Origin of the sequence: Methylomonas methanica (genome assembly GCF_001644035.1) — a bacterium.
Lineage (GTDB): Bacteria > Pseudomonadota > Gammaproteobacteria > Methylococcales > Methylomonadaceae > Methylomonas > Methylomonas methanica_A.
On record NZ_LUUG01000073.1, the window covers coordinates 73,620 to 96,513 of the forward strand.

At 52.4% G+C, this 22,894-nt stretch carries 18 protein-coding genes; 8 read left to right on the forward strand and 10 right to left on the reverse strand.

Going from position 1 to position 22,894, the window contains the following annotated elements; all coding sequences use genetic code 11:
- Nucleotides 1-48: 48 nt before the first annotated feature.
- Complete coding sequence (locus A1332_RS12500) at nt 49-240, reverse strand: DUF2970 domain-containing protein (RefSeq protein ID WP_064008820.1); 192 nt, start codon at nt 238-240, stop codon at nt 49-51.
- Between the two features lie 76 nt (nt 241-316).
- Here A1332_RS12500 and metH point away from each other — a divergent pair, with 76 nt between their 5' ends.
- Nucleotides 317-3,988, forward strand: a complete 3,672-nt coding sequence (gene metH / locus A1332_RS12505) for a methionine synthase (RefSeq protein ID WP_064008821.1) — start codon at nt 317-319, stop codon at nt 3,986-3,988.
- A gap of 11 nt (nt 3,989-3,999) precedes the next feature.
- The gene (locus tag A1332_RS12510; RefSeq protein WP_064008822.1) at nt 4,000-4,257 is read left to right on the forward strand and encodes a glutaredoxin family protein; all 258 of its coding nucleotides are present in this window, start codon (nt 4,000-4,002) and stop codon (nt 4,255-4,257) included.
- A 71-nt stretch (nt 4,258-4,328) separates the two neighbouring features.
- Here A1332_RS12510 and A1332_RS12515 read toward each other — a convergent pair whose 3' ends face one another.
- Both A1332_RS12515 and A1332_RS12520 read right to left on the reverse strand, forming a co-directional pair.
- Entirely contained in the window at nt 4,329-8,456 is a 4,128-nt protein-coding gene (locus tag A1332_RS12515; protein ID WP_064008823.1) for a PAS domain-containing protein, read from the reverse strand.
- 117 nt (nt 8,457-8,573) lie between these two features.
- Nucleotides 8,574-9,599 carry an HD domain-containing phosphohydrolase gene (locus A1332_RS12520; RefSeq protein WP_064008824.1) on the reverse strand — a complete coding sequence of 342 codons (1,026 nt, stop codon included), beginning with the start codon at nt 9,597-9,599 and terminating at the stop codon, nt 8,574-8,576.
- Between the two features lie 363 nt (nt 9,600-9,962).
- On the opposite strand from A1332_RS12520, the gene A1332_RS12525 reads away from it, so the two are divergent.
- On the forward strand, nt 9,963-10,148 hold the full coding sequence (locus A1332_RS12525; protein ID WP_064008825.1) for a YjfB family protein: 186 nt from the start codon (nt 9,963-9,965) through the stop codon (nt 10,146-10,148).
- Between the two features lie 21 nt (nt 10,149-10,169).
- On the opposite strand, the gene rsmI is transcribed toward A1332_RS12525, so the two are convergent.
- The gene (gene rsmI / locus A1332_RS12530) at nt 10,170-11,021 is read right to left on the reverse strand and encodes a 16S rRNA (cytidine(1402)-2'-O)-methyltransferase (protein ID WP_064008826.1); all 852 of its coding nucleotides are present in this window, start codon (nt 11,019-11,021) and stop codon (nt 10,170-10,172) included.
- Nucleotides 11,022-11,042: 21 nt separating this feature from the next.
- Here rsmI and A1332_RS12535 point away from each other — a divergent pair, with 21 nt between their 5' ends.
- The 3 genes from A1332_RS12535 to A1332_RS12545 are packed head-to-tail and all read left to right on the forward strand — an operon-like array spanning nt 11,043 to nt 13,826.
- Entirely contained in the window at nt 11,043-12,863 is a 1,821-nt protein-coding gene (locus tag A1332_RS12535; RefSeq protein ID WP_064008827.1) for a penicillin-binding protein activator, read from the forward strand.
- A 1-nt stretch (nt 12,864) separates the two neighbouring features.
- Nucleotides 12,865-13,233, forward strand: a complete 369-nt coding sequence (locus tag A1332_RS12540) for a YraN family protein (RefSeq protein ID WP_064008828.1) — start codon at nt 12,865-12,867, stop codon at nt 13,231-13,233.
- A 5-nt stretch (nt 13,234-13,238) separates the two neighbouring features.
- Nucleotides 13,239-13,826, forward strand: a complete 588-nt coding sequence (locus tag A1332_RS12545) for a phosphoheptose isomerase (protein WP_020483819.1) — start codon at nt 13,239-13,241, stop codon at nt 13,824-13,826.
- 55 nt (nt 13,827-13,881) lie between these two features.
- On the opposite strand, the gene glgC is transcribed toward A1332_RS12545, so the two are convergent.
- The 3 genes from glgC to A1332_RS12560 form a co-directional block, all read right to left on the reverse strand.
- Nucleotides 13,882-15,147, reverse strand: a complete 1,266-nt coding sequence (gene glgC / locus A1332_RS12550) for a glucose-1-phosphate adenylyltransferase (RefSeq protein ID WP_064008829.1) — start codon at nt 15,145-15,147, stop codon at nt 13,882-13,884.
- 101 nt (nt 15,148-15,248) lie between these two features.
- A complete protein-coding gene (locus A1332_RS12555) occupies nt 15,249-15,722 on the reverse strand; it encodes a hypothetical protein (protein ID WP_064008830.1) in 474 nt (157 codons plus the stop codon).
- A 308-nt stretch (nt 15,723-16,030) separates the two neighbouring features.
- Entirely contained in the window at nt 16,031-17,923 is a 1,893-nt protein-coding gene (locus A1332_RS12560; protein WP_157204008.1) for a transketolase C-terminal domain-containing protein, read from the reverse strand.
- A 964-nt stretch (nt 17,924-18,887) separates the two neighbouring features.
- Here A1332_RS12560 and A1332_RS12565 point away from each other — a divergent pair.
- A complete protein-coding gene (locus tag A1332_RS12565; RefSeq protein WP_064008831.1) occupies nt 18,888-19,352 on the forward strand; it encodes a hypothetical protein in 465 nt (154 codons plus the stop codon).
- A gap of 74 nt (nt 19,353-19,426) precedes the next feature.
- On the opposite strand, the gene A1332_RS12570 is transcribed toward A1332_RS12565, so the two are convergent.
- Genes A1332_RS12570 through rluD form a run of 3 tightly spaced genes read right to left on the reverse strand, consistent with a single transcriptional unit; the run spans nt 19,427 to nt 21,963 of the window.
- Nucleotides 19,427-20,302 (reverse strand): ZIP family metal transporter, encoded by an 876-nt coding sequence (locus A1332_RS12570; RefSeq protein WP_064008832.1) that lies wholly within the window; start codon nt 20,300-20,302, stop codon nt 19,427-19,429.
- A gap of 1 nt (nt 20,303) precedes the next feature.
- Nucleotides 20,304-21,029, reverse strand: coding sequence for a peptidoglycan editing factor PgeF (pgeF, locus tag A1332_RS12575; protein WP_064008833.1), 726 nt, complete (start codon nt 21,027-21,029; stop codon nt 20,304-20,306).
- Nucleotides 21,010-21,963, reverse strand: coding sequence for a 23S rRNA pseudouridine(1911/1915/1917) synthase RluD (gene rluD / locus A1332_RS12580; protein WP_064008834.1), 954 nt, complete (start codon nt 21,961-21,963; stop codon nt 21,010-21,012). Before rluD ends, pgeF begins: the two co-directional genes overlap by 20 nt.
- Nucleotides 21,964-22,046: 83 nt before the next feature.
- Between rluD and A1332_RS12585 the strand changes: the two genes are divergently transcribed.
- Nucleotides 22,047-22,892, forward strand: coding sequence for an outer membrane protein assembly factor BamD (locus tag A1332_RS12585; RefSeq protein ID WP_082769185.1), 846 nt, complete (start codon nt 22,047-22,049; stop codon nt 22,890-22,892).
- The last annotated feature ends 2 nt before the right edge of the window (nt 22,893-22,894 follow it).

The window sequence follows — 22,894 nt, forward strand, 5'->3', positions numbered from 1 at the left end:
GATCCCGAAGCCCAAGGTAGCTTGGGCTTCGTTACCGACCGAAATTCCTCAACCGCCGGTAACTGCGGATACGATGCTGACTATCGTTAAAATAAATAACACGGTCACGATCAGCCCGACGACAATATAGGCAGGCAAAGAGCCGTGCTGAAAATCAACCTCTCTATTCTTATTGCTTTGCACGCCGATCACGGCGGCGATCACGCTTTTTATGACATGCAATAGACTGGGTTTAGACATGATTTCCCTCAAAATTTGGTTTGATAATTATACGGACTAGCCCACCGTACATTCACCCTTGCGACCATCAGGCAGTATGAACAGCACACAAAGATTACACCAGTTATTATCTCAACGGATTTTGTTTCTGGACGGTGCGATGGGCACCATGATTCAGAGCTACAAATTGGAGGAGAAGGATTATCGCGGCACACGCTTTGCCGACTGGCCTGTCGATCTTAAGGGCAACAACGATTTATTATCGATTACCCAGCCGGCTATAATCAAGGCTATTCACCGCGCCTATCTGGATGCCGGTTCGGATATTCTGGAAACCAATACGTTCAACTCCACCCGTATCGCGATGGCCGATTATCGGATGGAGGATCTGGCTTACGAGATTAACGTCGCCTCAGCCCGCGTTGCCAAACAGGCCGCGGAGGAAGTTAGTGCTCTGACGCCGGACAAACCGCGCTTCGTCGCTGGAGTGTTAGGACCCACCAATCGCACCTCATCCATGTCCCCGGATGTGAATGATCCGGGCTTCCGCAACATTACTTTCGACGACTTGGTTGCAGCCTACAGCGAAGCCACCCAAGGCTTGATCGACGGCGGTGCCGACATCATCCTGATAGAAACTGTATTCGATACGCTGAATGCCAAAGCGGCGATTTTCGCGGTCGAACAAACCTTCGACAAACTCGGCTACAAACTGCCGGTAATGATCTCCGGCACGATCACCGACGCATCCGGTCGGACGCTTTCGGGCCAAACCGCAGCGGCATTTTGGTATTCATTAAAGCACGTGCAACCGATCTCTATCGGCTTCAACTGCGCGCTGGGTGCCCAGGAATTGCGCCAGTACATCGAAGAACTGTCCAACATCGCCGACACCTACGTTTCCGCGCATCCCAACGCCGGTTTGCCTAACGAATTCGGCGAATACGACGAAACCCCGGAGCAAATGGCCGCCGAATTGGCCGACTGGGCCGCCAGCGGCTACTTAAATATCATCGGCGGTTGTTGCGGCACCTCGCCGGACACCATCCGCGCCATTGTTGCCGCGCTGGAAAAATACCCGCCAAGGCAAATCCCGGAACTGGAAAAACGCTGCCACCTGGCCGGCCTGGAAGCCATGAGCATCGGTCCGGAAACTCTGTTCGTTAACGTTGGCGAACGCACTAACGTTACCGGCTCGGCAGTGTTCAAAAAAATGATCATTGAAGAGCGTTACGAAGAAGCCTTGGAAGTTGCCAAACAGCAGGTCGAAAACGGCGCGCAGATTATCGACATCAACATGGACGAAGGCATGCTGGATTCAAAAGCCGCGATGGTGCGCTTTTTGAATCTGCTGGCGGCCGAGCCGGACATCGCCAAGGTGCCGATCATGCTGGATTCCTCGAAATGGGAGATTCTGGAAGCCGGTCTGAAATGCATCCAGGGTAAGGGTGTCGTCAACTCGATTTCCATCAAGGAAGGCGAGGAAGCGTTTATTAAGCACGCCAAGCTGGTGCGCCGTTATGGCGCCGCCGTCATCGTGATGGCGTTTGATGAGCAAGGCCAAGCCGATACGATGACGCGCAAGGTGGAAATCTGTACCCGCGCCTATAAAATTCTGACCGAACAAATCGGTTTCCCGCCGGAAGACATCATCTTCGACCCGAATATCTTCGCGGTCGCCACCGGCATTGAAGAGCACAACAATTACGGCGTCGATTTCATCGAAGCTACCCGCATCATCAAGCAGACTTTGCCGCACGCCTTGATTTCGGGCGGCGTCTCCAATGTGTCGTTCTCATTCCGCGGCAACAACCCGGTACGCGAAGCGATCCATGCGGTGTTCCTGTACCATGCGGTACAAGCCGGCATGGACATGGGTATCGTCAACGCCGGGCAGCTGGCGATTTACGCCGATATTCCGGAAGAACTGCGTAACGCTGTCGAAGACGTGATCCTGAACCGCACGCCGGAAGGTACTGAAAATCTGCTGGCAATCGCCGAAAAATATCGCGGCAGCGGCCAGGCTGCGAAACAGGAAACCCTGGAATGGCGGGAATGGCCGGTCACTAAACGCCTGGAACATGCGTTAGTAAAAGGTATCGCCGATTACATCGAAGAAGATACCGAAGCGGCAAGGCTGGAAGCCGAAAAGCCGCTGCACGTCATCGAAGGGCCGTTGATGGACGGCATGAATGTGGTCGGCGACTTGTTCGGCGAAGGCAAGATGTTTCTGCCGCAAGTGGTCAAATCGGCGCGAGTCATGAAAAAAGCCGTGGCGTATTTAATGCCCTTCATGGATGCCGAAATAGACGGCAGCGAGCGACAAACCAACGGCAAGGTGCTGATGGCCACCGTGAAAGGCGACGTGCACGACATCGGCAAAAACATCGTCGGTGTGGTCTTGCAATGCAACAATTATGAAGTCATCGACTTGGGCGTAATGGTGCCGGCCGAGACCATTTTGAAAACCGCCCGTGAGCAAAATGTCGACGTAATCGGCCTCAGCGGCTTGATCACGCCGTCCCTGGATGAAATGGTGCACGTCGCCAAGGAAATGCAACGCCAAGGGTTTACGATTCCCTTGATGATAGGCGGCGCGACTACCTCGCGCGCGCATACCGCCGTAAAAATCGAACCGCACTACCAGTCGCCGACCGTCTATGTCACCGATGCATCGCGCAGTGTCGGCGTGGTCAGCTCCCTGCTCAGCGACGATTTAAAAGCCGATTTCGTGGAAAAAACCCGTGCCGAGTATGAAGTGGTGCGCGAGCGTCACAAGGGGCGACACGCTAAGAATCCACAACATAATCTGGAAAACGCCCGGCTCAATAAATTCGATTACGCCAGCCATCAGCCGGTTAAGCCCAAGTTCCTCGGCACCAAAGTCGTCGATAATTTCCCACTGGATACACTGGTTTGGTATATCGACTGGACACCTTTCTTCCAGACCTGGGAGTTGTCTGGCAGCTATCCGGCCATTCTTAGCGATCACGTGGTCGGCGTCGAGGCAACAAAATTGTTCGAAGACGCCCAGGATATGCTGAAACACATCATCCGCGAGCAATGGCTGACGGCCAAAGCCGTGATCGGTTTCTTCCCTGCCAACAGCGACGGCGACGACATCGTGCTGTATACCGACGACAGCCGCAGTCAGCAACGCGAAACGCTGCATCATTTGCGTCAGCAAAACGTCAAAGCGCCGGGCCGGCCAAACTACTGTCTGTCCGACTTCATCGCTCCGGTCGGTAGCGGCATTGCCGACTATCTAGGCGGTTTCGCGGTGACCTCCGGTATCGGCATCGAAACCAAGTTGGCTGAATTCGAAAAAGATCACGATGACTACAGCTCCATCATGCTCAAAGCCCTGGCCGATCGTTTGGCCGAAGCATTTGCGGAATACATGCATCAAGCCGTACGCCGCGATTATTGGGGTTATGCGGAAGATGAAGTACACGACAACCATGCGCTGATCGAAGAAGCGTATCAGGGTATCCGTCCGGCCCCCGGCTATCCGGCCTGCCCGGACCACACCGAAAAAGCCAAGTTGTTCGAGCTGCTGAATGTCACTGAGAACACCACTATCGAACTAACCGAAAACTTTGCGATGTATCCGACCGCCGCAGTCAGTGGCTGGTATTTCTCGCACCCGGACTCGCAGTATTTCAATGTCGGCAAGATCGATCAAGACCAGCTGGAAGACTACGCGCGACGCAAAGGCCTGAAGGTCGAGGTGGCCGAACGCTGGTTGGCGGCGCATTTAAACCATTAACCGTTAAAGTAATGACGGAGTTTATCCTGTTCGGCACCGAAGGCTGCCATTTGTGCGAAGAGGCTGAGGCGTTATTGGTAGCCGCCGGACTGGATTTCACGAGCCGGGACATTATGGCCAGTGAGCAATGGCAGGCGGACTACAGCGTATTGATTCCGGTGCTGTGGCACGCCCAAAGCCAAAGCCAACTAAATTGGCCATTCGATAGCCTACAGCTCAATGCGTTTAGCATAGCCATCGATACAGGCGACTGCTTGCCAACCGCTTAGTATCGGTTTAGCCGCAGTTAAAGCGCAACTGCCGGAACAACGCACCGCCACTCAAAACGGCGAACGAAAAATCAGCTGGTCAAAGCCTTCAGAATGGCCGGATAGTCAAAGTTATCAGCTAAATAGGCCAGGATTTTGCGCAATTCAGGATCCTGAGCAGTCGCCAGAACTATCGCTTGTTCTATACGTTCCGGCTCGAGGCTTTCCAGTGCATTTTTCAGTTCCTCCCGTGCGGATGCCGGCAAGCCTGCCAACATGTCCGGCGTTAATGGCGCGAACTGCCGGTTTTGTTCCGGAACACCCTCGTAAACATAACGCACACCCAAGTGCTTGGCTAGACAGTCGTAGATTTCGTTGAAGCGATAAGGCTTGCGCACAAAATCGTTCATACCGGCTTCCAGTAGTTCGCTACGCTGCTCCAGGAATGCGGAGGCTGTGACGGCAACAATGACGACCTCTCGCCCGCCTGGCAACTTACGGATTTTTTTCGTGGCCTCCAAGCCGTCCATTACCGGCATTTGCCTATCCATCCAGATAAAGTGCGGTTGCCATGTTTGAAATAGCTCTATGCCTTGTGCGCCATTGCCGGCCACCTTGCAGGAAAACCCGACCGATTCCATCAACTTGGCCAGCAATAACTGATTTTCGGGCTGATCTTCAACGATTAATATACGGTAATTGCTTTGCCCCTCAACTAAGCCGATGACGGTACCGGCTTCGGCTTTATCGAAACTGGGACCGGCGATATCCGCCTGATTAACTTCCGCGAGCGGTAAATCTATTCTAAATAAAGCGCCTTGATTCGGTTGGCTTTCCAGCGTAAGCGCACCGCCCATCAGCTCCACAAACTGGCGGGTAATGGTCAATCCCAAGCCGGTGCCTTGATTATCCCTTTGCTCACCCAACTGCACGAACGGTTCGAAAATGCGCTGTTGATCAGCCGCCGGGATTCCCACGCCGGAATCTTCAACCTCGATCTGTAGATGCGAAATTCGATTTTTACGGGTGCCAAGGCGTAAGGTAACACCGCCTTGCTGAGTAAATTTAATGGCATTACCCACCAGATTGATCAGCACTTGACGCAAGCGGGCCTCGTCACCGACGATGAAACGCGGAAATTGCGAGGCCTGATCGATCAACAACCTCAAGCCCTTTTCGGCGGCGCGGACACTCATCATATCGCTAATATCGCGCACCATATTACCCAAATCGAAGGGGGCATTTTCCAGATGCAGACGGCCTACTTCGATTTTAGCCATTTCCAATACGTCGTTAATCAACGCCAACAAATGCTCGCCGCTACGATTGATGATATCCAGGTTTTGCCTTTGCTCGTCCGACAATTGCGGATTTTTCCGCATCAATTTCGAGAATCCGAGAATTGCGTTCAGCGGAGTACGCAATTCGTGGCTCATATTGGCCAGGAATACGCTCTTGGCCCTATTTGCCGCTTCCGCTGCATCGCGCGCCACTATGAGGTCGGAAGTACGCTGCTGGATTTCGTCTTCCAGATGTTCTTTATAACGCCGCAATTCTTCCTCGTTTTGCTTGCTATCGTGGATATCCATGCGAATACCCAACATCCGAATGACCTTACCGTCCGCATCGCGCCGAATACCAAAACCGCGCACATACTGCCAACGATAACTGCCGTCTGCATGGCGCATGCGCGCTTGGTATTGATATTCCGTGAAATCCAGGGACAACACGCCGCTCATTTTGGCGCTGACCTCCGCCTGATCCTCCGGATGGACGCTCTCGAACCATTCGCGCCGATCAACCATGCCGTCACGGGCAGGATAGCCGAGCATCGTGTAATAGGTCGGCGAGGCATACCATTGGTCGTTTCTTACATCCCAGTCCCAAACACCAACCTTGGTAGCTTCCAATGTCAAACGCAACCGCTCCTCGGAATCGCGTAAATACTCTTCCATTTGCAAGCGCTCAGCCTTATCGCGCAGCACAGAAATGCCGAAGGCCAGATCGCCGGCCAGTTCCTCTAGCAAACGGATCTCCGCTGCCGTGATCGCGTTTGGTTCTGCCGAATAAATCGTTAGCGCGCCAAAAATATCCGCGTTTTGATCCGCCAAAGGCAAGGCGATAACCGAGCGATAGCCGCGTTGCAACGCAGCGTCTCGTGCCGAAGCCATCAGCGCATCGGTGCAGACATCCTGAACATACACTTTTTTGCCGCTGTAAATGGCGGCGGCAGCGGGACTGTGTTCGCCCGCCGCATCCCCACAACTGTGATCGGTAGCCGCCAGATAGCCGTCTTCAAAACCGGCCCAGGCTACCGGGCGTATCGTTTTGGGATGGCCGTGCTCCAAATAGCCTACCCACGCCATACGATATTCGGCTTCGTCACAGACAATACGACAGATTTCTTTGAGCAGGCTTTGCTCGTCGTCGTTACGCAGCAAGGCCTGATTACAATTACTGATGGCGCGCAACTCGCGATTGAGCTTGTATAAGGCAGCTTCCGTTCGCTTGGCTTCGGTGATGTCCGTGCGTAAATAAAGATAATTACAAACCTGATAGGCTTCGTCGTAAATCGGCGACGCAGTGATCTGCTCCCAGCGCAATTCGCCGTTCTTGTGGCGATTTGTCAGCGAGGATTTCCACAGTTTGCCTGCTGCCAATTTTGCCTGACAGGCTTGGTATTCGTCGGCAGTTATTTCAGTGGACACTAGTGCGCGAGGCGTCATTTTATAAGCCTCGCCGAACGTATAGCCGGTGATCCGCGTATAGGCGTGATTGGTGTAGGTCAATATGCCCTGAAGATCGGTAATCTGGATGCCGGTCGGATTTTGATCCGCCGCTTGCGCCAGCCGATTGATTTCAGTGGCAAATAGGTGCCGTTCCGTAATGTCGCGATTAGTGATACGCCTGCCCCGGTAGCTATTGTCCGCCCCGAACACGGCCTGGCAACAATGCGAGATCCAACGAATTTCGCCGTCGCGGCGGACGATGCGAAAATCTACTTCAGCCAAGCGCAAATGCTCGACGTCATGACGATGATCGGCCAGCAAGTGCCGGTCGTCGGCATGTATGATGCGGGGCAATAACCCGACATCGGCGATGAATTCCTCGGCCGCATAACCGGTAACCCGCTGGCTGGAAGGCGTCATATACAAAATCTGCTGTTCGTCGCCTTCCCAATATTCCCAGTCGTAGGTGTAGTCAGCGACGGTATGGAATTTTTCCTCCTCCACCGCCAACTTGGCCCCGGCCTGCAATTGCCGCAGCCAAGCGCGGACTACGAACCGGGCGCTGCTAACCGAAATCAAAGTAAACAGGATGACCAGACCGGCCATTTCCATAACTTCATTCCACCACTCCGCCAGAAAATCGTCCCGAGCCAGACCGACGCTCACCCATAGCGGATAGGAATCCAGTTTGCGAAAAGATACCACCCTGGCGGTATTGTCAAAGCTGGTAGGCGTGTAGAACACTCCCGAGGTATATCCGGATGCGAGCATCCGGCGAAATTCCGGCGAAATGGTTTTATCGCCAATCGCGTTGCCGGGCTCGGCAGGGGTGGGGTAACGAACAATTAGGCCCATGTCCGCATCTCTTAGGTTAATCGCCCCGCGACTGCCGACATCGATGTTGGCAAGCACTTTACCCAGGTTATCCAATGAAACGTTTGCGAAAACCACGCCGGCAAAACTGCCGTCGTCATGGTTAAGACGCCGCGCAAAATTAATCACCCAAACCTTATTGACATGAGACATCACCGGTTTGTTAATAAATAACCCAAGTGCCGGATTATCGCGCAAACTAGTGAAATAGAGCCGATCAGCCATGCTAAGCCGTGTGTCTTTAGGTACATCCACGCCATAGGATAACCAACCTTGCTGGTCTGTAGCCCTAAGCCCGATAACCCATGGCAGACGCGATTGTAAGCGCCGCATAAAAACAGACAGCGCTTCGGCATCAACGCTCCCCATAGCTTGTTGCCGCTGGATTTCCTCCACTGCCACCAACACGCCTAAGTCGACTTTTTCGATAACGCTATCTAAGTTTTGCGAGATAACCTTGGCCAGGTTCTGCGTCGTAATTTCGGCGCGCTGTTGATATTTGTCGAAGCTGCGATACAGCGCAAATCCCACGGTGACGATAACCAACAAATTAAGCAGAACCGCCCCGGCAATCAGCCGCCTGGAGACATTGTTTGGAAAATCAAGCTGACCTGGCATAGCTGAACTCACAAGACTGATGTGGTTTACGGGCTGCCCTCAGGTAGTTTCGGGCAAACGGTCTGATCGCATTCCTTAAATTTGCCAAAGCGCGCTGCTAACCGCGTAAGGAGCCGCTCAAACAGGCAGACTGTAACCCCGTTCTCGAAAAAGCTTCAAACAAATCTCGACTATCTCCGAGTTATACAGCACACCGCGATTATCGGAAATTTCCTGTAGTGCGGCATCCAGGCCCAAACCGGCTCGGTAGGGGCGATGAGACGTCATCGCTTCCACCACATCGGCAACCGCCAGAATTTCGGCTTCCAGCAAAATCTCACCCGCCTTTAAGCCATGCGGATAACCGCTGCCGTTGGGGCGTTCGTGGTGCTGCAAGACGATTTGGGCAATTGGCCAGGGGAAATGGATGGATTTGAGGATATCGTAGCCAGTTTCGGCGTGCCGCTTAATCAAGCTGAATTCCAAATCGTCCAGCCGTCCGGGCTTGCAAAGTATTTCGGCGGGGATCCGAATTTTGCCGATATCGTGTACCACGCTCGCCAGCGTAAGCCCCTCTATCCGCTCTTCCGGCAATTGCAAACCGCGGGCGATAGCCGTGGCGAGGTGAGCGACGCGGCGCTGATGACCGGCGGTGTAAGGATCGCGCGCTTCAATAGTAGCCGCAATCGCCGTGACGAAATCCAGCATGCCGGCGCGCAACTTTCTCTCGCTTTCCATGAGTTTACTGGTTCGCTCTTCCACCTGTTCTTCCAGATGGTTGCGCAGGCGATCAAACTCCAAATGAGTACGCACCCTAACCAACAATTCGTCGCGCTGATAAGGCTTGGTGACAAAATCCACTCCGCCCAAGTCAAAGCCGCGCACTTTTTCGTCGGTATCCATTATCGCGCTAACGAAGATGACCGGTACATCGCAAGTATTCGGGTTAGCCTTCAGTTGCCGGCAGACTTCGAAGCCATCCATCTCCGGCATGCGGATATCCAGCAATACCAGTTCCGGCGGGTTTTTTAGCGCGGAATTCAAGGCCAATTCGCCGCTAATAGCGGAACGAACCTCGTAGCCTTCGTCCTTCAGAATATCCGTTAATAATTTTAAGGACGCCGGGGTGTCGTCAACGGCGAGAATATTGCCTTTATGTGTCATAAAACTCTTTAATCGGTTTGCCGTAACGCTTTCAGGATACCCTGCCAAACGCAGTTTTCAGCAAAATATACCAATTTTTTCCGGGGCTGACGCAATCTCGTGCGCCGCGCCGGAAGGCGAATTCGTTTGGAACCGTTTTGGACGCCGCCCGATTCTGAATGGTGCCGGTCTAGCCGACTCCGTAGGACATTATAGTTTACGCCCCACGCCCCGGCAGAACGCGGGTAAGTTTATTGAAAGTGCCGGTATGCGGCTATTTTTGTAACTCCTCTAAAGTTATCGGCTTGCTGTTCGATAACCTAGCATGCCCACGCGTTGCCTTACGGCGACCGCTTTCCTGAACCAACCCGACGAGGCCACGTCATGCTCGATTCCGTCTCTTCCATAGCCGCACTTGCGACGCAAATGTCCACCCAAAAAACCGCTCAGCAAGTCGAAGTGGCCATGCTGGTTAAAGCCAAGGAAATGCAGGAACAACAAGGACAAAACGCCTTGAAATTGCTGGAGTCGGCCAGTGTCTCCAGTAATGGGATCGATGTCCGGGTTTAAGCGACATAAGATTGTCGGCATTTAGCCGCCTTGCTTGTCCTGCATCGCCAACGCCGCCTGATACAAGGTTTTTTTACGCTGGCCGGTAATCTCTGCCGCCAGCGCGGCGGCGGTTTTGGTGGAGCATTCTGTTAGCAGTATGCCCAAAATCCGCCGCTGCTCGTCGTTTAATTCATCATCCTGATCAACGTGCTCGCGACCGGCCACCAACACCACGAACTCACCCTTGCGCATGTTTTCGTCGATCTGCACTTTCTCCAACACCTTGGCCAGTTCGTCGCCAACGATGGTTTCATGCAATTTGGTGATTTCCCGGGCCACGACGATTTGATGCTCGGCCGGAAATACCGTGAGCATGTCTTCCAGAGCGGCCTGGATACGATGGCTGGATTCGTAAAAGGCCCAAGTCGAGTTGTCAGCCAACTTGTGTTCGAAAAAACTGCGCCGCGCCGAGCCGGTGCGTGGCAAAAAACCTTCGAAACTGAAACGACTGGTCGGCAAGCCCGCCACCGACAAGGCTGCGATCAGCGCGCAGGCACCGGGAATCGGACACACCTCCACACCCTGTTGCCTGGCCAATTTGACCAGCGGAAAACCGGGATCGCTGATCATCGGCGTACCGGCATCGGACACCAAGGCCACCGACTGACCATCGCGTATTTTGTCTACCAAGCCTTGCGAAGCATGGTCTTCATTATGTTGATGCAGCGATTGCAGCGGCTTATTGATGCCGTAATGTTGCAACAACATCTTGACGTGGCGGGTATCTTCGGCGGCAATCAAATCCACCTGCTTTAAGACGTCCACCGCCCGAAAGCTGAAATCGGCCAGATTACCTATTGGCGTGGCAACCACGTATAATTTTCCGTACATTTATTCTTCAGGCCCTATGCTATGTCTGATCGCAAATTTGCCGTCATTATGCCGCGTCGTGTTTTAAGCTGCTGGTTTTTCGGCCTGTTGTTTCTGGCGGCTTGCAGCGAACAACCGGTCAAAAACAAGACTCAATTGGAAGTGCGCCCACAGGCCAGCACCCGAAAAGCCAAACCGGCAGAACCGCCGCGCAGTTACCGGATGACCGACAATCAAAACAGTCTGCATCTGCTGGATGCCGACACTCGCTTGCAAGCCGGCGACAGCCAGGCCGCGCAAAAAGCCCTGGATAAGATCAACGCCGAACAGTTATCACCGGAACTGTTCAGCAAATATAAATTGCTCCAAGCCCAAGTGGCCTTGAGTATGGGCGATGCGGAACAAGCCTTGAAAAAGCTCGAGGGGGTGCGGCCTGCCATACTGACCGACGCCGATCAAATTGCTTATTACCAATCCATGGCCTTCGTCCATGCCTTGCTGGGTGATGTATTGCCCAGCGTCAGAGCTCGTCTTAAACTGGGCCGACTGCTGCAAAAACCCGAGCAGCAAAAACAAAACATTGTCGCCATCCTGGATGCGCTCAGCGTGTTGCCGCTGGAAACCCTCAGCGGCCCGTCGCCCATCGTCGACGAATTGAGCGGCTGGATGGCGTTGGCTAAAATTCTTAAGCAACGCAACGTGGCCGGTTTCGACACAGCCGGACAAATCCAGCAATGGCGGCAAATGTTTCCCGGTCATCCGGCCAACGCCGATTATCTGCAAGCCTATCTGAACCCGCCGCCAGCCGTTCAACAAGCAACTCAAGAACCGGAACAGCCCGCGCAACCGCCAACGCCGGGAGCAACCATTGCCGTACTGCTGCCCAGCTCGGGCTCTTATGCCAGTGCGGCTAAAGCTATCAGGGAAGGATTGACGGTAGCCCATCGCCTGGCCGCCAGCGCCGCGCCGCAAATGCCTTTAAAGTATTACGACAGCGAAAAAGACGATATCGCCAACGTGTATCGGCAAGCCGTCAGCGACGGCGCCAAACAGGTGATAGGGCCGTTGGTGAAAGAACAAATCCAAAGCCTGGTGCAATCCACCGAATTAACCATACCGGTGCTGGCGCTGAATCATGTGGAAAATCTGAGCAAAACCAATCTGTATCAGTTCGGCCTCAGCCCGATCGACGACGCGGAACAATTGGTGCTAAAGGCCAAGCGTGACGGCCAACAGAACGCTGTATTGCTGACGCCGGATACCAATCAAGGCCAACGAGTGCGCCATTATCTGATGTCGGCCTGGCAAGCAGCCGGCGGCGCGGTGGTTGGCGTGGAAAGCTACGATCCGAAACAGCACGATTTCGCGGCCATCGTAAAAACCTTACTCAGCCCCAGCGTCAGCGTGAATGGTCAGAAACAATCATTGGCCTTGTTCGTGAGTGCCAGCCCGGAATTGGCTAGAGAGCTGGCGCCGCAATTAAAGTACTCGCAAAGCAGCGAGTTGTCGGTTTATGCGATGCCCAATATCTATAGCGGCCGGCAAAACCCGGTGCGCGATAGTGAGTTAGGCAACATTAATTTCTGCGATCTACCGTGGGTGTTTGCCGACGCCTATAGCGGCCCTTTGAGCCAACAAGCCGTGCAAAATACCTGGCAAGGCCTGAGCGATAGCCAAGTCAAACTAGTCGCTTTGGGCATAGATGCCTATAACGTCATCGGCCAACTACCGCAGTTGGCCGGCGGACCTTACGCCGGCGCGACCGGTCGCTTGTCCTTAAACAACGAAAATCGCATTACCCGCAAACTGGTATGCGCCCAGTTTAGAAGCGGCGTGCCGGTCGCCTCAGGCTTTATCGAATAGCATGTTATTCGGCAAAACCAAGCCGGTTCATCTGCAAAAGGGCGATAGCGCCGAACAACAAGCCTTGGCCTATTTACAAAAGCACGGCTTGCAATGGGTGTGTAGTAACTTCCGCTGCAAAATGGGCGAGTTGGATCTGGTGATGAAAGACGGCGCGGCGCTGGTGATCGTGGAAGTGCGCTTTCGTAAATCGGAGCAATTCGGCGGCGCGCTAGCCAGTATCACCCGGCAAAAACAGGCGCGCATCATCGCCGCCACCCAACACTATGTCATAATCAACAATCTGAGCAACGTCTCGATTCGCTTCGACGTAGTTGCTGTAGCCGGCGACAACCGGCTGGACTGGATTAAAAACGCTTTTCAAACCTGAGCACTATGAGTTTACAAGACCGCATCATCGCCCACTTTTCCGACAGCATTCAAACCAAGCAGGATGCGATGGCCAGCCTGTGCGAGCTGATAGAATTCGCCTCGCAAAAAATCGTCGAAGCGTTGGTAAACGACAAAAAAGTGCTGACCTGTGGTAATGGCGGCTCAGCGGGCGATGCGCAGCATTTTTCTTCGGAAATGTTGAACCGTTTTGAACGGGAGCGTCCCGCCCTACCGGCGATTGCCCTGAGTACCGACACCTCAACCATAACGTCTATCGCCAACGACTATCATTATGACGAAATCTTCGCGAAGCAATTGCGTGCTTTGGGGCAGGCTGGCGACATCTTGTTGGTCTACACCAGCAGCGGCAACTCCGGCAATATCATCAAGGCCGTAAAAGTGGCGCACGACCGCGACATGACCGTTATCGCGCTAAGCGGCAAGGACGGCGGTGTACTGGCTGGCGCGTTGAACGAAGCCGACATCGAAATCCGCGTACCGTCTTACTCCACGGCCCGCATTCAGGAAGTACATTTGTTGATCTCGCATTGTCTATGCGATTTGATCGATCACCAGCTATTTGGCGGCTAAGGCCTTAGGCGCCCGTTATAAATCAATCCTATAAACGGGCGCTTCGGATACCTTATTACCTGACGTAATGTAGTTTTTGCCCCAACATTTCGGCAGTTACCAGCACCACCCCGCCTTCGCTGACATAAAATCTGTTTTTGTCGTCGTCAAGATTCTCGCCAATCACCGTGCCTGCTGGCACTTCACAACCTTTTTCAACGATGGCTTTGGTAATACGGCAATTTTGACCTATCCGTACTTGTGGTAACAGGATGCTGTCTTTGATAAGCGATGATTCGTTCACGGTAACATTCGAGAACACCATGGAATGCTTGATAGTTGCGCCGGAAATAATGGAACCGCCGGCAATCATCGAATCCACAGCTAGACCCCGCCGGCCGTTGTCGTCGAAGACAAATTTGGCCGGCGGCGTTTGTTCCTGATAGGTCCATATCGGCCAGGACGTATCGTATAAATTCAAATCCGGTTCGACGCCAATTAATTCCAAATTGGACGCCCAATAGGCGTCTATTGTCCCGACATCGCGCCAATAACTTTGTTGACCGCTTTGTAGATCCAAAAACGGATAGGCATTAACAATATGATCGTCGATGACGGCGGGAATAATATCTTTACCAAAATCGTTGGTGGAATTTTCAGTCTGGGAGTCTTTAATTAATTGCTGCCATAAAAAATCGGCATTAAAGATATAAATACCCATTGAGGCCAATGCGGTATCGGTTCTACCGGGCATCACAGGTGGATTGGCCGGTTTTTCGACAAATGCTCTGACCCGGCGATTTTCGTCCACGTCCATCACGCCAAAAGCAGATGCGTCTTTTAACGATACTTCCAGACAGCCTATGGTTAAATCGGCATTTTTTTCGACGTGGTCGATTAACATGGCCGCATAATCCATTTTATAAATATGATCGCCGGCCAGAATTAAAATATGATCAGGTTGGCGGGCCCGCAGAATATCGATATTCTGCAATACGGCATCGGCTGTACCTTTGTACCAAGAGTTTTCGTCGATGCGTTGTTGCGCCGGCATTATGTCGACATATTCCCCGAATTCGCCGCGCATGAATCCCCAGCCTTTTTGAATATGGCGGATCAGCGAATCGGCCTTATATTGCGTCATTACGCCTATTTTACGGATGCCGGAATTCACGCAATTGGATAACGGAAAATCGATAATACGAAACTTGCCGCCAAAAGGCACGGCGGGTTTGGCCCGCCAATCCGTCATATTCATTAACCGGGAACCGCGTCCGCCGGCAAGAATTAGAGCAATGGTATTTTTGGTTAATTGATGGATATTGTGTGTAGGCGCTGACATGGTTAAATCTTCAGAAAAATAAGCTGCTGGCCGAATATGTTTTATAGGGTGTATCAGGTTTTTCCAAGGCTTTTTCAAACCTAAAAATTACCGGCGAAAACTCAAAATACACGCATTTTTTCAAGCGAAGCAAATACGCCTGAGTCGTTAATATCCGGAGTGATATGTAATTCGATAATGCTTACCGCAGGTAAATCGACAAGGTGCTGTTCCGATGCCACAGTGCAACCTTGCGGATTAAAATTCCAATGTTGGCGGACGATTTCGTTAAACGACTGTCCGTTATCCTGAGAAATGCGAACGACGTACTCTTGCGTTCTGGCAATAGCGGATTCCAAAAAATCCAGTTGAATACACTTCACTGGCTGCGCCTGCATAAACAGTAGCCGAATAACTTGCAATCCCGGCATTCCCGCTCGCCACCCGCCTCTAAATCCATTCAGTAGAGCGGCTTCGATAGGGTGCTCCGCATCCTCTGACGAGACTTCAACGTCTGCAAGTTCCTCCAGATTTAACTGCGGCGTGGTTAAAGATGCTGTGTCGGGCCGATTGTCACCGATAATTCGTTTTTGCATGTTTTACCTGACGTAGGACTGCATTAATCAGTCGAAATAATTTGAATCCGGTTTTGTTTGTCGGAATTGATTTGCTGAAACTTTTAACTCGAGTGAAATTGGGCCGATATTTGATCTGCAATAACTGCACACCAGACATCGGACTGTTAAGAGGTACGTATTTTCGGCATGGCTCGGTCCTAGAAGAGCAAAGTGTTTTTACTGCGAATTCGCCAAGTTCCGTAGATTTGATTAGGAACCCCCGTCTTGCAACGAACCGCAGCCGAAAAATATGGGCGCTTCCCTGCGCCCCAAGTTGAGAGGGAGGATTAACCTTTCAAGAAACTGGCCATGATGCCAGCCGGGTCAATACCTTGATGCGGGAATTGCTCCCACAACCCGCCACAGCCTTCTTTATGCGTAGCAATATGCGCGTATTTCGGTGTGTAACCGCGCTCCAGCAACCAAGTACCCATACGGCTACCCAAACCGGTTTTACGGTTAAACGACTCAACCACCAGCACTTTCGGCGCTTTGCCGAGCTTGGCCAGCACGTCTTCGTCGATGACATTCAACGTAGGCTTGTTAATCAAACCGACGTCCACGCCTTGTTGTTTCAAGCGCTCAACCGCATCCAGCGAGCGATACAAGGCTTCACCGAAGCTGACGATATAACCCGCTGTACCTTCGCGAATGATTTCGTCTTTGCCGGGCACGAATTTGTAGTCGCCACCGAAAAACTCATTACCATTGCCGTCCAAAATAGTCGGCACTTTGGAGCGGGTGGAGAAGATAAAACGCAAACCTGGGTCGAAGAAGACTTTTTCCACGCAAGCTTTCATTTGCAACGGATCAGCCGGGAAATACAGCTTGGTATCGTATGCGTCGCTTAGGCCGTTGTCGGCGAACATATTGTTCAAACCGAAATGGCAGGTGTTGTCGGCCATGTCATCGATACCGGAATGCGAGAAATGGCTCAATACATTGGAGTTGTTCAAACGGGCCATAGTGATTTCAGACATCAGCATCTCTAAAAACGCGCTGAAAGTGCCGAAAATGCCTTGTTTACCTGCTGCCATACCAAAGCCGGCCGCTGCGGAAAAATTTCCGCGCTCCATGATGCCAGAGGAGATAAACACTTCCGGGAAGGCTTTATGAATTTTGAACAAGCCGCAAGAGCCTTCCAAATCGCTGTCCACAACCCGCACTTTGGCAATCCGCTCTGCTTCAGTTAAACGACCCAAAACATCCACGCAGGCATCGCCGAAGACATTGCGGTTGGCATCCCATTTGTCGCTGGAACCCAAAAATACCGCGTCGTTTTTAGGCGCTTGCACGGTTCTTAGATGATCCGCGGCGGCTTGTTGGCCGTGCGACTCCAGATATTCCAGCGCGACTTTTACCGAGACGACATCGTGGCCGTGAGTTGAGCCTTCCAGGCCGACGATGCCTGGACACATCGGCCGATGGTTGATGACTGCCACCGGGCCGGGCGTGTTGATCGCGGTGATGATGCGTTTATATAAATCATCCAGGTCTTCACCGTCGCCTTCCAGCACGGTAACACCTTGACCAGCCAGGGTTTTGGCGGTGCTGCAACCTTTCAGATAATCGGACGGATGGCCGGCGATGGTGACGTTGTTGTCGTCGATGATCAGTTTGACGTTCAGGCCTTGCGCCACTGCCAGACGGGCGGCTTCGGCATCGTTACCTTCCTGTTGCGAACCATCGGAACCCAAACAGAACAAGGTTTTATCGGGGTTGGCTATAGCCACACCGTTGACATACGGCCACATGTGGCCCAAACGGCCGGAACTGAATTTTACGCCCGGGGTGAAGCCCAATTCAGGGTGACCCGGCAAATGCGAATGCGCGGCGCGATATTCCATCAGCCGTTCAGCCGGTAGATCACCGTTCAGGGTCGACATCAGATACTGAGTGGCAACACGATGGCCGGCTTCGTCAAAGAAAATCGGCACAAATTGATCGGAACCACGAAATAACGCATCCATGATCATGACTTCCGGTACGGTATCGTATGGGCCGCCGGTATGACCGCCCACGCCGCGCGCCGCGCCGGTTGAAGTAAAAAATACGATGGCGTCACGGCAAAGCTGAATATTGGCTTTCAGGCTGGCACGTTGTGCATCGGTCAAGGTTGGGTTTTTTGGATCTAAGCTGATGCGCTGGTAAGCGCCAAGATCGATTGGAAATTTGGACATAACTAATCTCATGGTGAGGACATTATTTTTATAGACGCGCATCTAGTTGTTACGCTGTCATTTTTAAACGCGGCATAAAATAAAGATAATATTTAGCCCCGGTAAATATCCGTTGCTAATTAACTACAATAGCGCTGCTTTTTTACACAAACCGTTGCTATTTGTAGTCTTACATTTATTTTTCCATGCCGTCATATCGAACCTTACACCCATTAAAACTGGCTTTGCAAGACTTATTAAATACCTACTAATTTGTATATAAATTGAAACGGACAGCCTGTATGGCCGTGCGATAAGCAACAGAATACGTTCCATGGAAAATCAATTAGTTATTCAAGCCGTTTCTGCTCTCGGGGAAATATAAGCCGCAAAAAAATTATTTTATTTTTCGCCACAAAGCCGCTTTGCTGTACATATTGAGTGGATTGTAGTGTGTTGCGAAACCGCAATCGGAAAAACACCAAAGAGCCTACCGCTGGAAGTAGACCGCGGCCTTGGAACCATTAGTTTCGTTCTCGCTCTAAAGCGGTAAGTTAAAGAATGGCTTCGGCCGAGGATAAGCTAGGCCGATTGGTCAAGCTTTCCGATGCGGCGACCCAAGACCATCGCTTCTTCAACAGCCAGGGAACCGAAGATTTTAGCCCAAGCGTCATGTCGGATTTTTTGGAGAGCACCGGCAAGACATCGCAATGCGGCGTACGTGACCGGCACAAGGGGAGAGGTCGCGTTAGTTGTATTTCTCGGGAACGTGGGCTATGTTTCCAGCACCTAAAGTAAAACGACTGGTTGACGCTATACAAGATAACCAAGGTGGTCAAAGTCAATCAACTTACTGATAAGGGCGGAAGTCCGGCAACTTGATTTTCATGAATTCCGCATCGAAGGCCGCGAGTGCTGATCCGATAACTATTGAAGCTGCTGCAAATATCCTTGGAATACTGCTAAGTACTACCAGAGTGTCTTTATGATATTGATTATTAAAAATATCCCGTCGATTACTCAAGAAAGTGAGCTGGGAGACTTTGTCGCCCCCGCCCTCAAGTTTTGTCTGTTACTTCCCTTCAAGCTTGGCAATATCCTAAAAACCGACATCTTTTGTCTTAAAAACATAAAGACAAATGTTTTGTCGTTTCATGGTCGTATTTTTATTGACGATGAAAAAGCAGGGAAGCTTGCTATCAAAAAACTGCATGGCAAGCGCTTCAAAAATAAAATCGTCGAGGTCAGAGAATATTTTATTCGTTCGCACAAAAACGACAGACGCTTAGGGCAAAAACCGGTATCGACGGACTTACTTGAAAAGCGCAAAGGCGAGCGCCGCTGCAATATTAAGCATGAAGGCGAAACAGCAGCTTACACGAATGTATTCGATACCGAAAATATCTATCAAATTAGCCGCAGATTACGAGATGACTCTTATGATTACTAAATCACGGAACTTGCAGCCCGCGTTTCGCCCGCACGACGAAGAGACACCCGGACCATGACCTTAAAAGTCTGGAATCAAACAATACCGGTTTGCTCCACTCTCTCCCCGTCAATTTTCCCTTCAAACCGATGCGCTATGCTCTGCATCACCAAAATCAACACCACCCCTGCCAAAATAAAACCGATCTGTTGCAGCGACGTTTTGATGTCGGTCTTTTGATGTAAAGACGGGATCAAATCGGCAACCGCGATATAAATAAAACTGGAGGCCGCCAAAGTTAAAAAGTAAGGCAAGATGTGATGCAAATCGCCCAGACTGAAATACGCCAATACGCCGCCAACTACCGTGCTTAAGCTGGCAAGAACGTTGTAAAACAAAGCTTCGCCGCGTTTGTAGCCGCTGTGCAGCAATATTGCGAAGTCGCCGACTTCTTGCGGAATTTCGTGCGCCGCCACTGCCAAACTGGTGACGATACCCAACTGCACGTCGGTCAGAAACGCCGCACCGATCAGCACACCATCGACGAAGTTATGGATGCTGTCGCCGAGGATGATAAACATGCCGGCAGGGCGATGGCCGGCCGGTTGGATTGAATGCTTATGGTCATGATTATGATGATGGTCATCGTGCGATTCTTCGCCGTGGGCTTCGCAAGCGTGAGAATGGCAGTGCCGCCACACCAGTAACTTTTCCAAGACAAAAAACAACAGGATGCCGGCCAGGATCGTAGCCGAGAGATTAGACATATCCTCGACCGGCACTTCCTCAAAGGCATGCGGGATCAAACCGCAAAATGCGCCGGTCAATAAAGCACCAATCGCAAAGCTGATGCCGTGCGGCAGCACATGCTTTTGCTTGTCTTCCGGCAGCAATAAAAAGACCGCAGCAGCCAGCACGCTAAGCACACCACCCAGCGCGGTAAACAAGATAATCGACAACAACACAGTCAAATTAGTCTCTCCAAATCAGGCTGGCCATGCGGCCAGTGGTCGCGCCGTCACGGCGGTACGAGTAAAAACGTTGTGGATCGGCGACGGTGCACAGGTCGCCGCCGTAGACTTGTTCCACGCCGAGCTCAGCCAGTTTAATGCGCGCCAAGCGGTAAATATCGGCCAGCCATTTGCCCGGCTGCCTGGCACGAAATGCCACGGCGGTAATCGGGTTGTCTTTAATAAAAGCGTCCCGCACCTCGTCGCCGACTTCGAAATTGTCCGGGCCTATCGCCGGCCCCAGCCAAACATGCACATCCTGGCAACTCATCGCGTATAGGGTTTCGGCGATGATGCCGGCCTGCAAGCCACGCCAACCGGCGTGGGCGGCGGCGACCACTTCACCGTCGTCTCCGCAGAACAGCACGGGTAGACAATCCGCCGTCAGTACCGCGCACACTGTGCCGGGCTGATCGGCGAAACTGGCGTCGGCTTCTGCCAAACTGTCGGTTTCATCAGCATTCACTACCCGAACCCCGTGTACTTGCTGTAGCCAGACCGGTTCGGATGGCAGTTGCAGCATGTCTTTGATGATGTAGCGGTTGGTTTTAACATGCTGCGGGTCGTCGTTGACGTGGCCGGCCGGATTTAAGCTGGCGTAAGCACCGGTGCTGACGCCGCCGGTGCGCAAGGTTACGGCGGCATGCACATGCGCCGGCAGCGGCCAATCAGGCTTGATCCAGTTCATTTTCCGCCAGTAGTTTCAATAGGTTTTGCATGTCTTCGGGGATCGCTTGTTCCCATTCGCAATACTCGCCGGTTTCCGGATGCTCCAGACCCAGTTTGGCTGCGTGTAGGGCCTGACGTTTGAAATTGCGCAAGGCTTCGGCCAACGCCGGGCTGCAATCGGCCGGCATCTGGAAGCGACCACCGTAGACTTGATCGCCGACCAGCGGATAATTGATGTGCGTCATATGCACTCTGATTTGATGAGTGCGGCCGGTTTCCAGCTTCACGCGAATCAGCGTATGGCGCTTAAAGCGTTGTTCTAGGCGGTAATGGGTAATGGCTTCTTTACCACCGCGACGCACGACCGCATTACGTTTACGGTCCACTGGATGGCGACCGATCGGTTCGTCGACGGTGCCGCCGGCAGTCATCCAGCCTTTTACCAGCGCCAGATATTCACGATGGATGCTACGCTCCTGGAGTTGCTCGACCAGGCTGTTATGAGCCTGCAAGGTTTTGGCGATCATCAGCAGGCCGCTGGTATCCTTGTCGATGCGGTGCACAATGCCGGCACGCGGCAGGGTATCCAAGCTGGGAGCGTGATTGAGCAAGGCATTGACTAAGGTGCCGTCCCAGTTGCCGACAGCCGGATGCACAACCAATCCGGCCGGCTTATTCACGATTAGTAAAGAATCATCTTCGTAAATAATGTCTAGCGGGATTTCCTGAGGCGCGTATTCGATCACGCGCTCGGCTTCGGCATCCAGCTCAATTTCCTCGCCGCCATCCAATTTCTCGCGGCCTTTCATGATCTCGCCATCCACCAACACTCGCCCGGCTTTGATCCAGGTTTGCAGTTTGCTGCGCGAATAATCCGGAAACACTTCGGCCAGACACTGGTCCAGTCGCATACCCGCCAGTTCCTCTGGAACCCTTGCCGTCAATATCGTCATAGTCGTTTTTAAGTTATACTCGCGGCCAGAACGCCGCCAAAAGCTGCAAAAAACCCGCAATATTACAACGTGTTGATAAACGTATGCGATTAGTTTTAGTAAAAACCGTTTTTATCGCCAGTCTGGCTTGGATGCTGCAGGGCTGCGAAACCCTGGATGCCTTCATGAGCAAGGACTCTTCCGCCAGCAAAGAGGAAGAATACGCCGGCTGGGACGACAAGATGTTCCATGAAAAAGCCAAAGAAGCGCTGGATAATAAAAACTACCAAAAAGCCGTTACCCTCTACGAAGCGCTGGAATCGCGGTATCCATTCGGCGATTACGCTGCTCAAGCCCAATTGAACGTGGCCTTCGCTTATTACAAAAATGACGACCCGGAAGCAGCGCTGGCCGCGGCCGACCGTTTCATCAAGATTCATCCGCGTAATCCCAGCGTCGATTACGCCTACTATTTGAAAGGTCTGATCAATTACAACCGCGGCATCGGCTTTATCGACCGCTTCCTGCCCACCGATTCATCGCAGCGCGACCCCGGTCCGGCCAAGGATTCTTACGATAATTTCCAGGAATTGATCCGCCGCTACCCCAACAGCCAATATGTCGCCGACGCCAAGCAGCGGATGATCGCGTTGCGCAACAATATGGCGATGTACGAAGTTCATGTCGCCGACTTTTACATGCGCCGCAAAGCCTATGTCGCCGCCGTAAACCGCGCCAATTACATCATTAAGGAATACCAACGCACCCCGGCGGTACCATTTGCCCTGCAAATCATGCAGGACGGCTATCGGCAGTTGGGTATGGATGAATTGGCTGCCGACGCCGAACGGATTTACACCTTGAATTACCCGGCCGGCGCGCCACAGGCCAATTACAAGGACGAAGGCGCCATCCAAAAAGTCTGGGATGCCATGGGCCTGGATAAATAAAC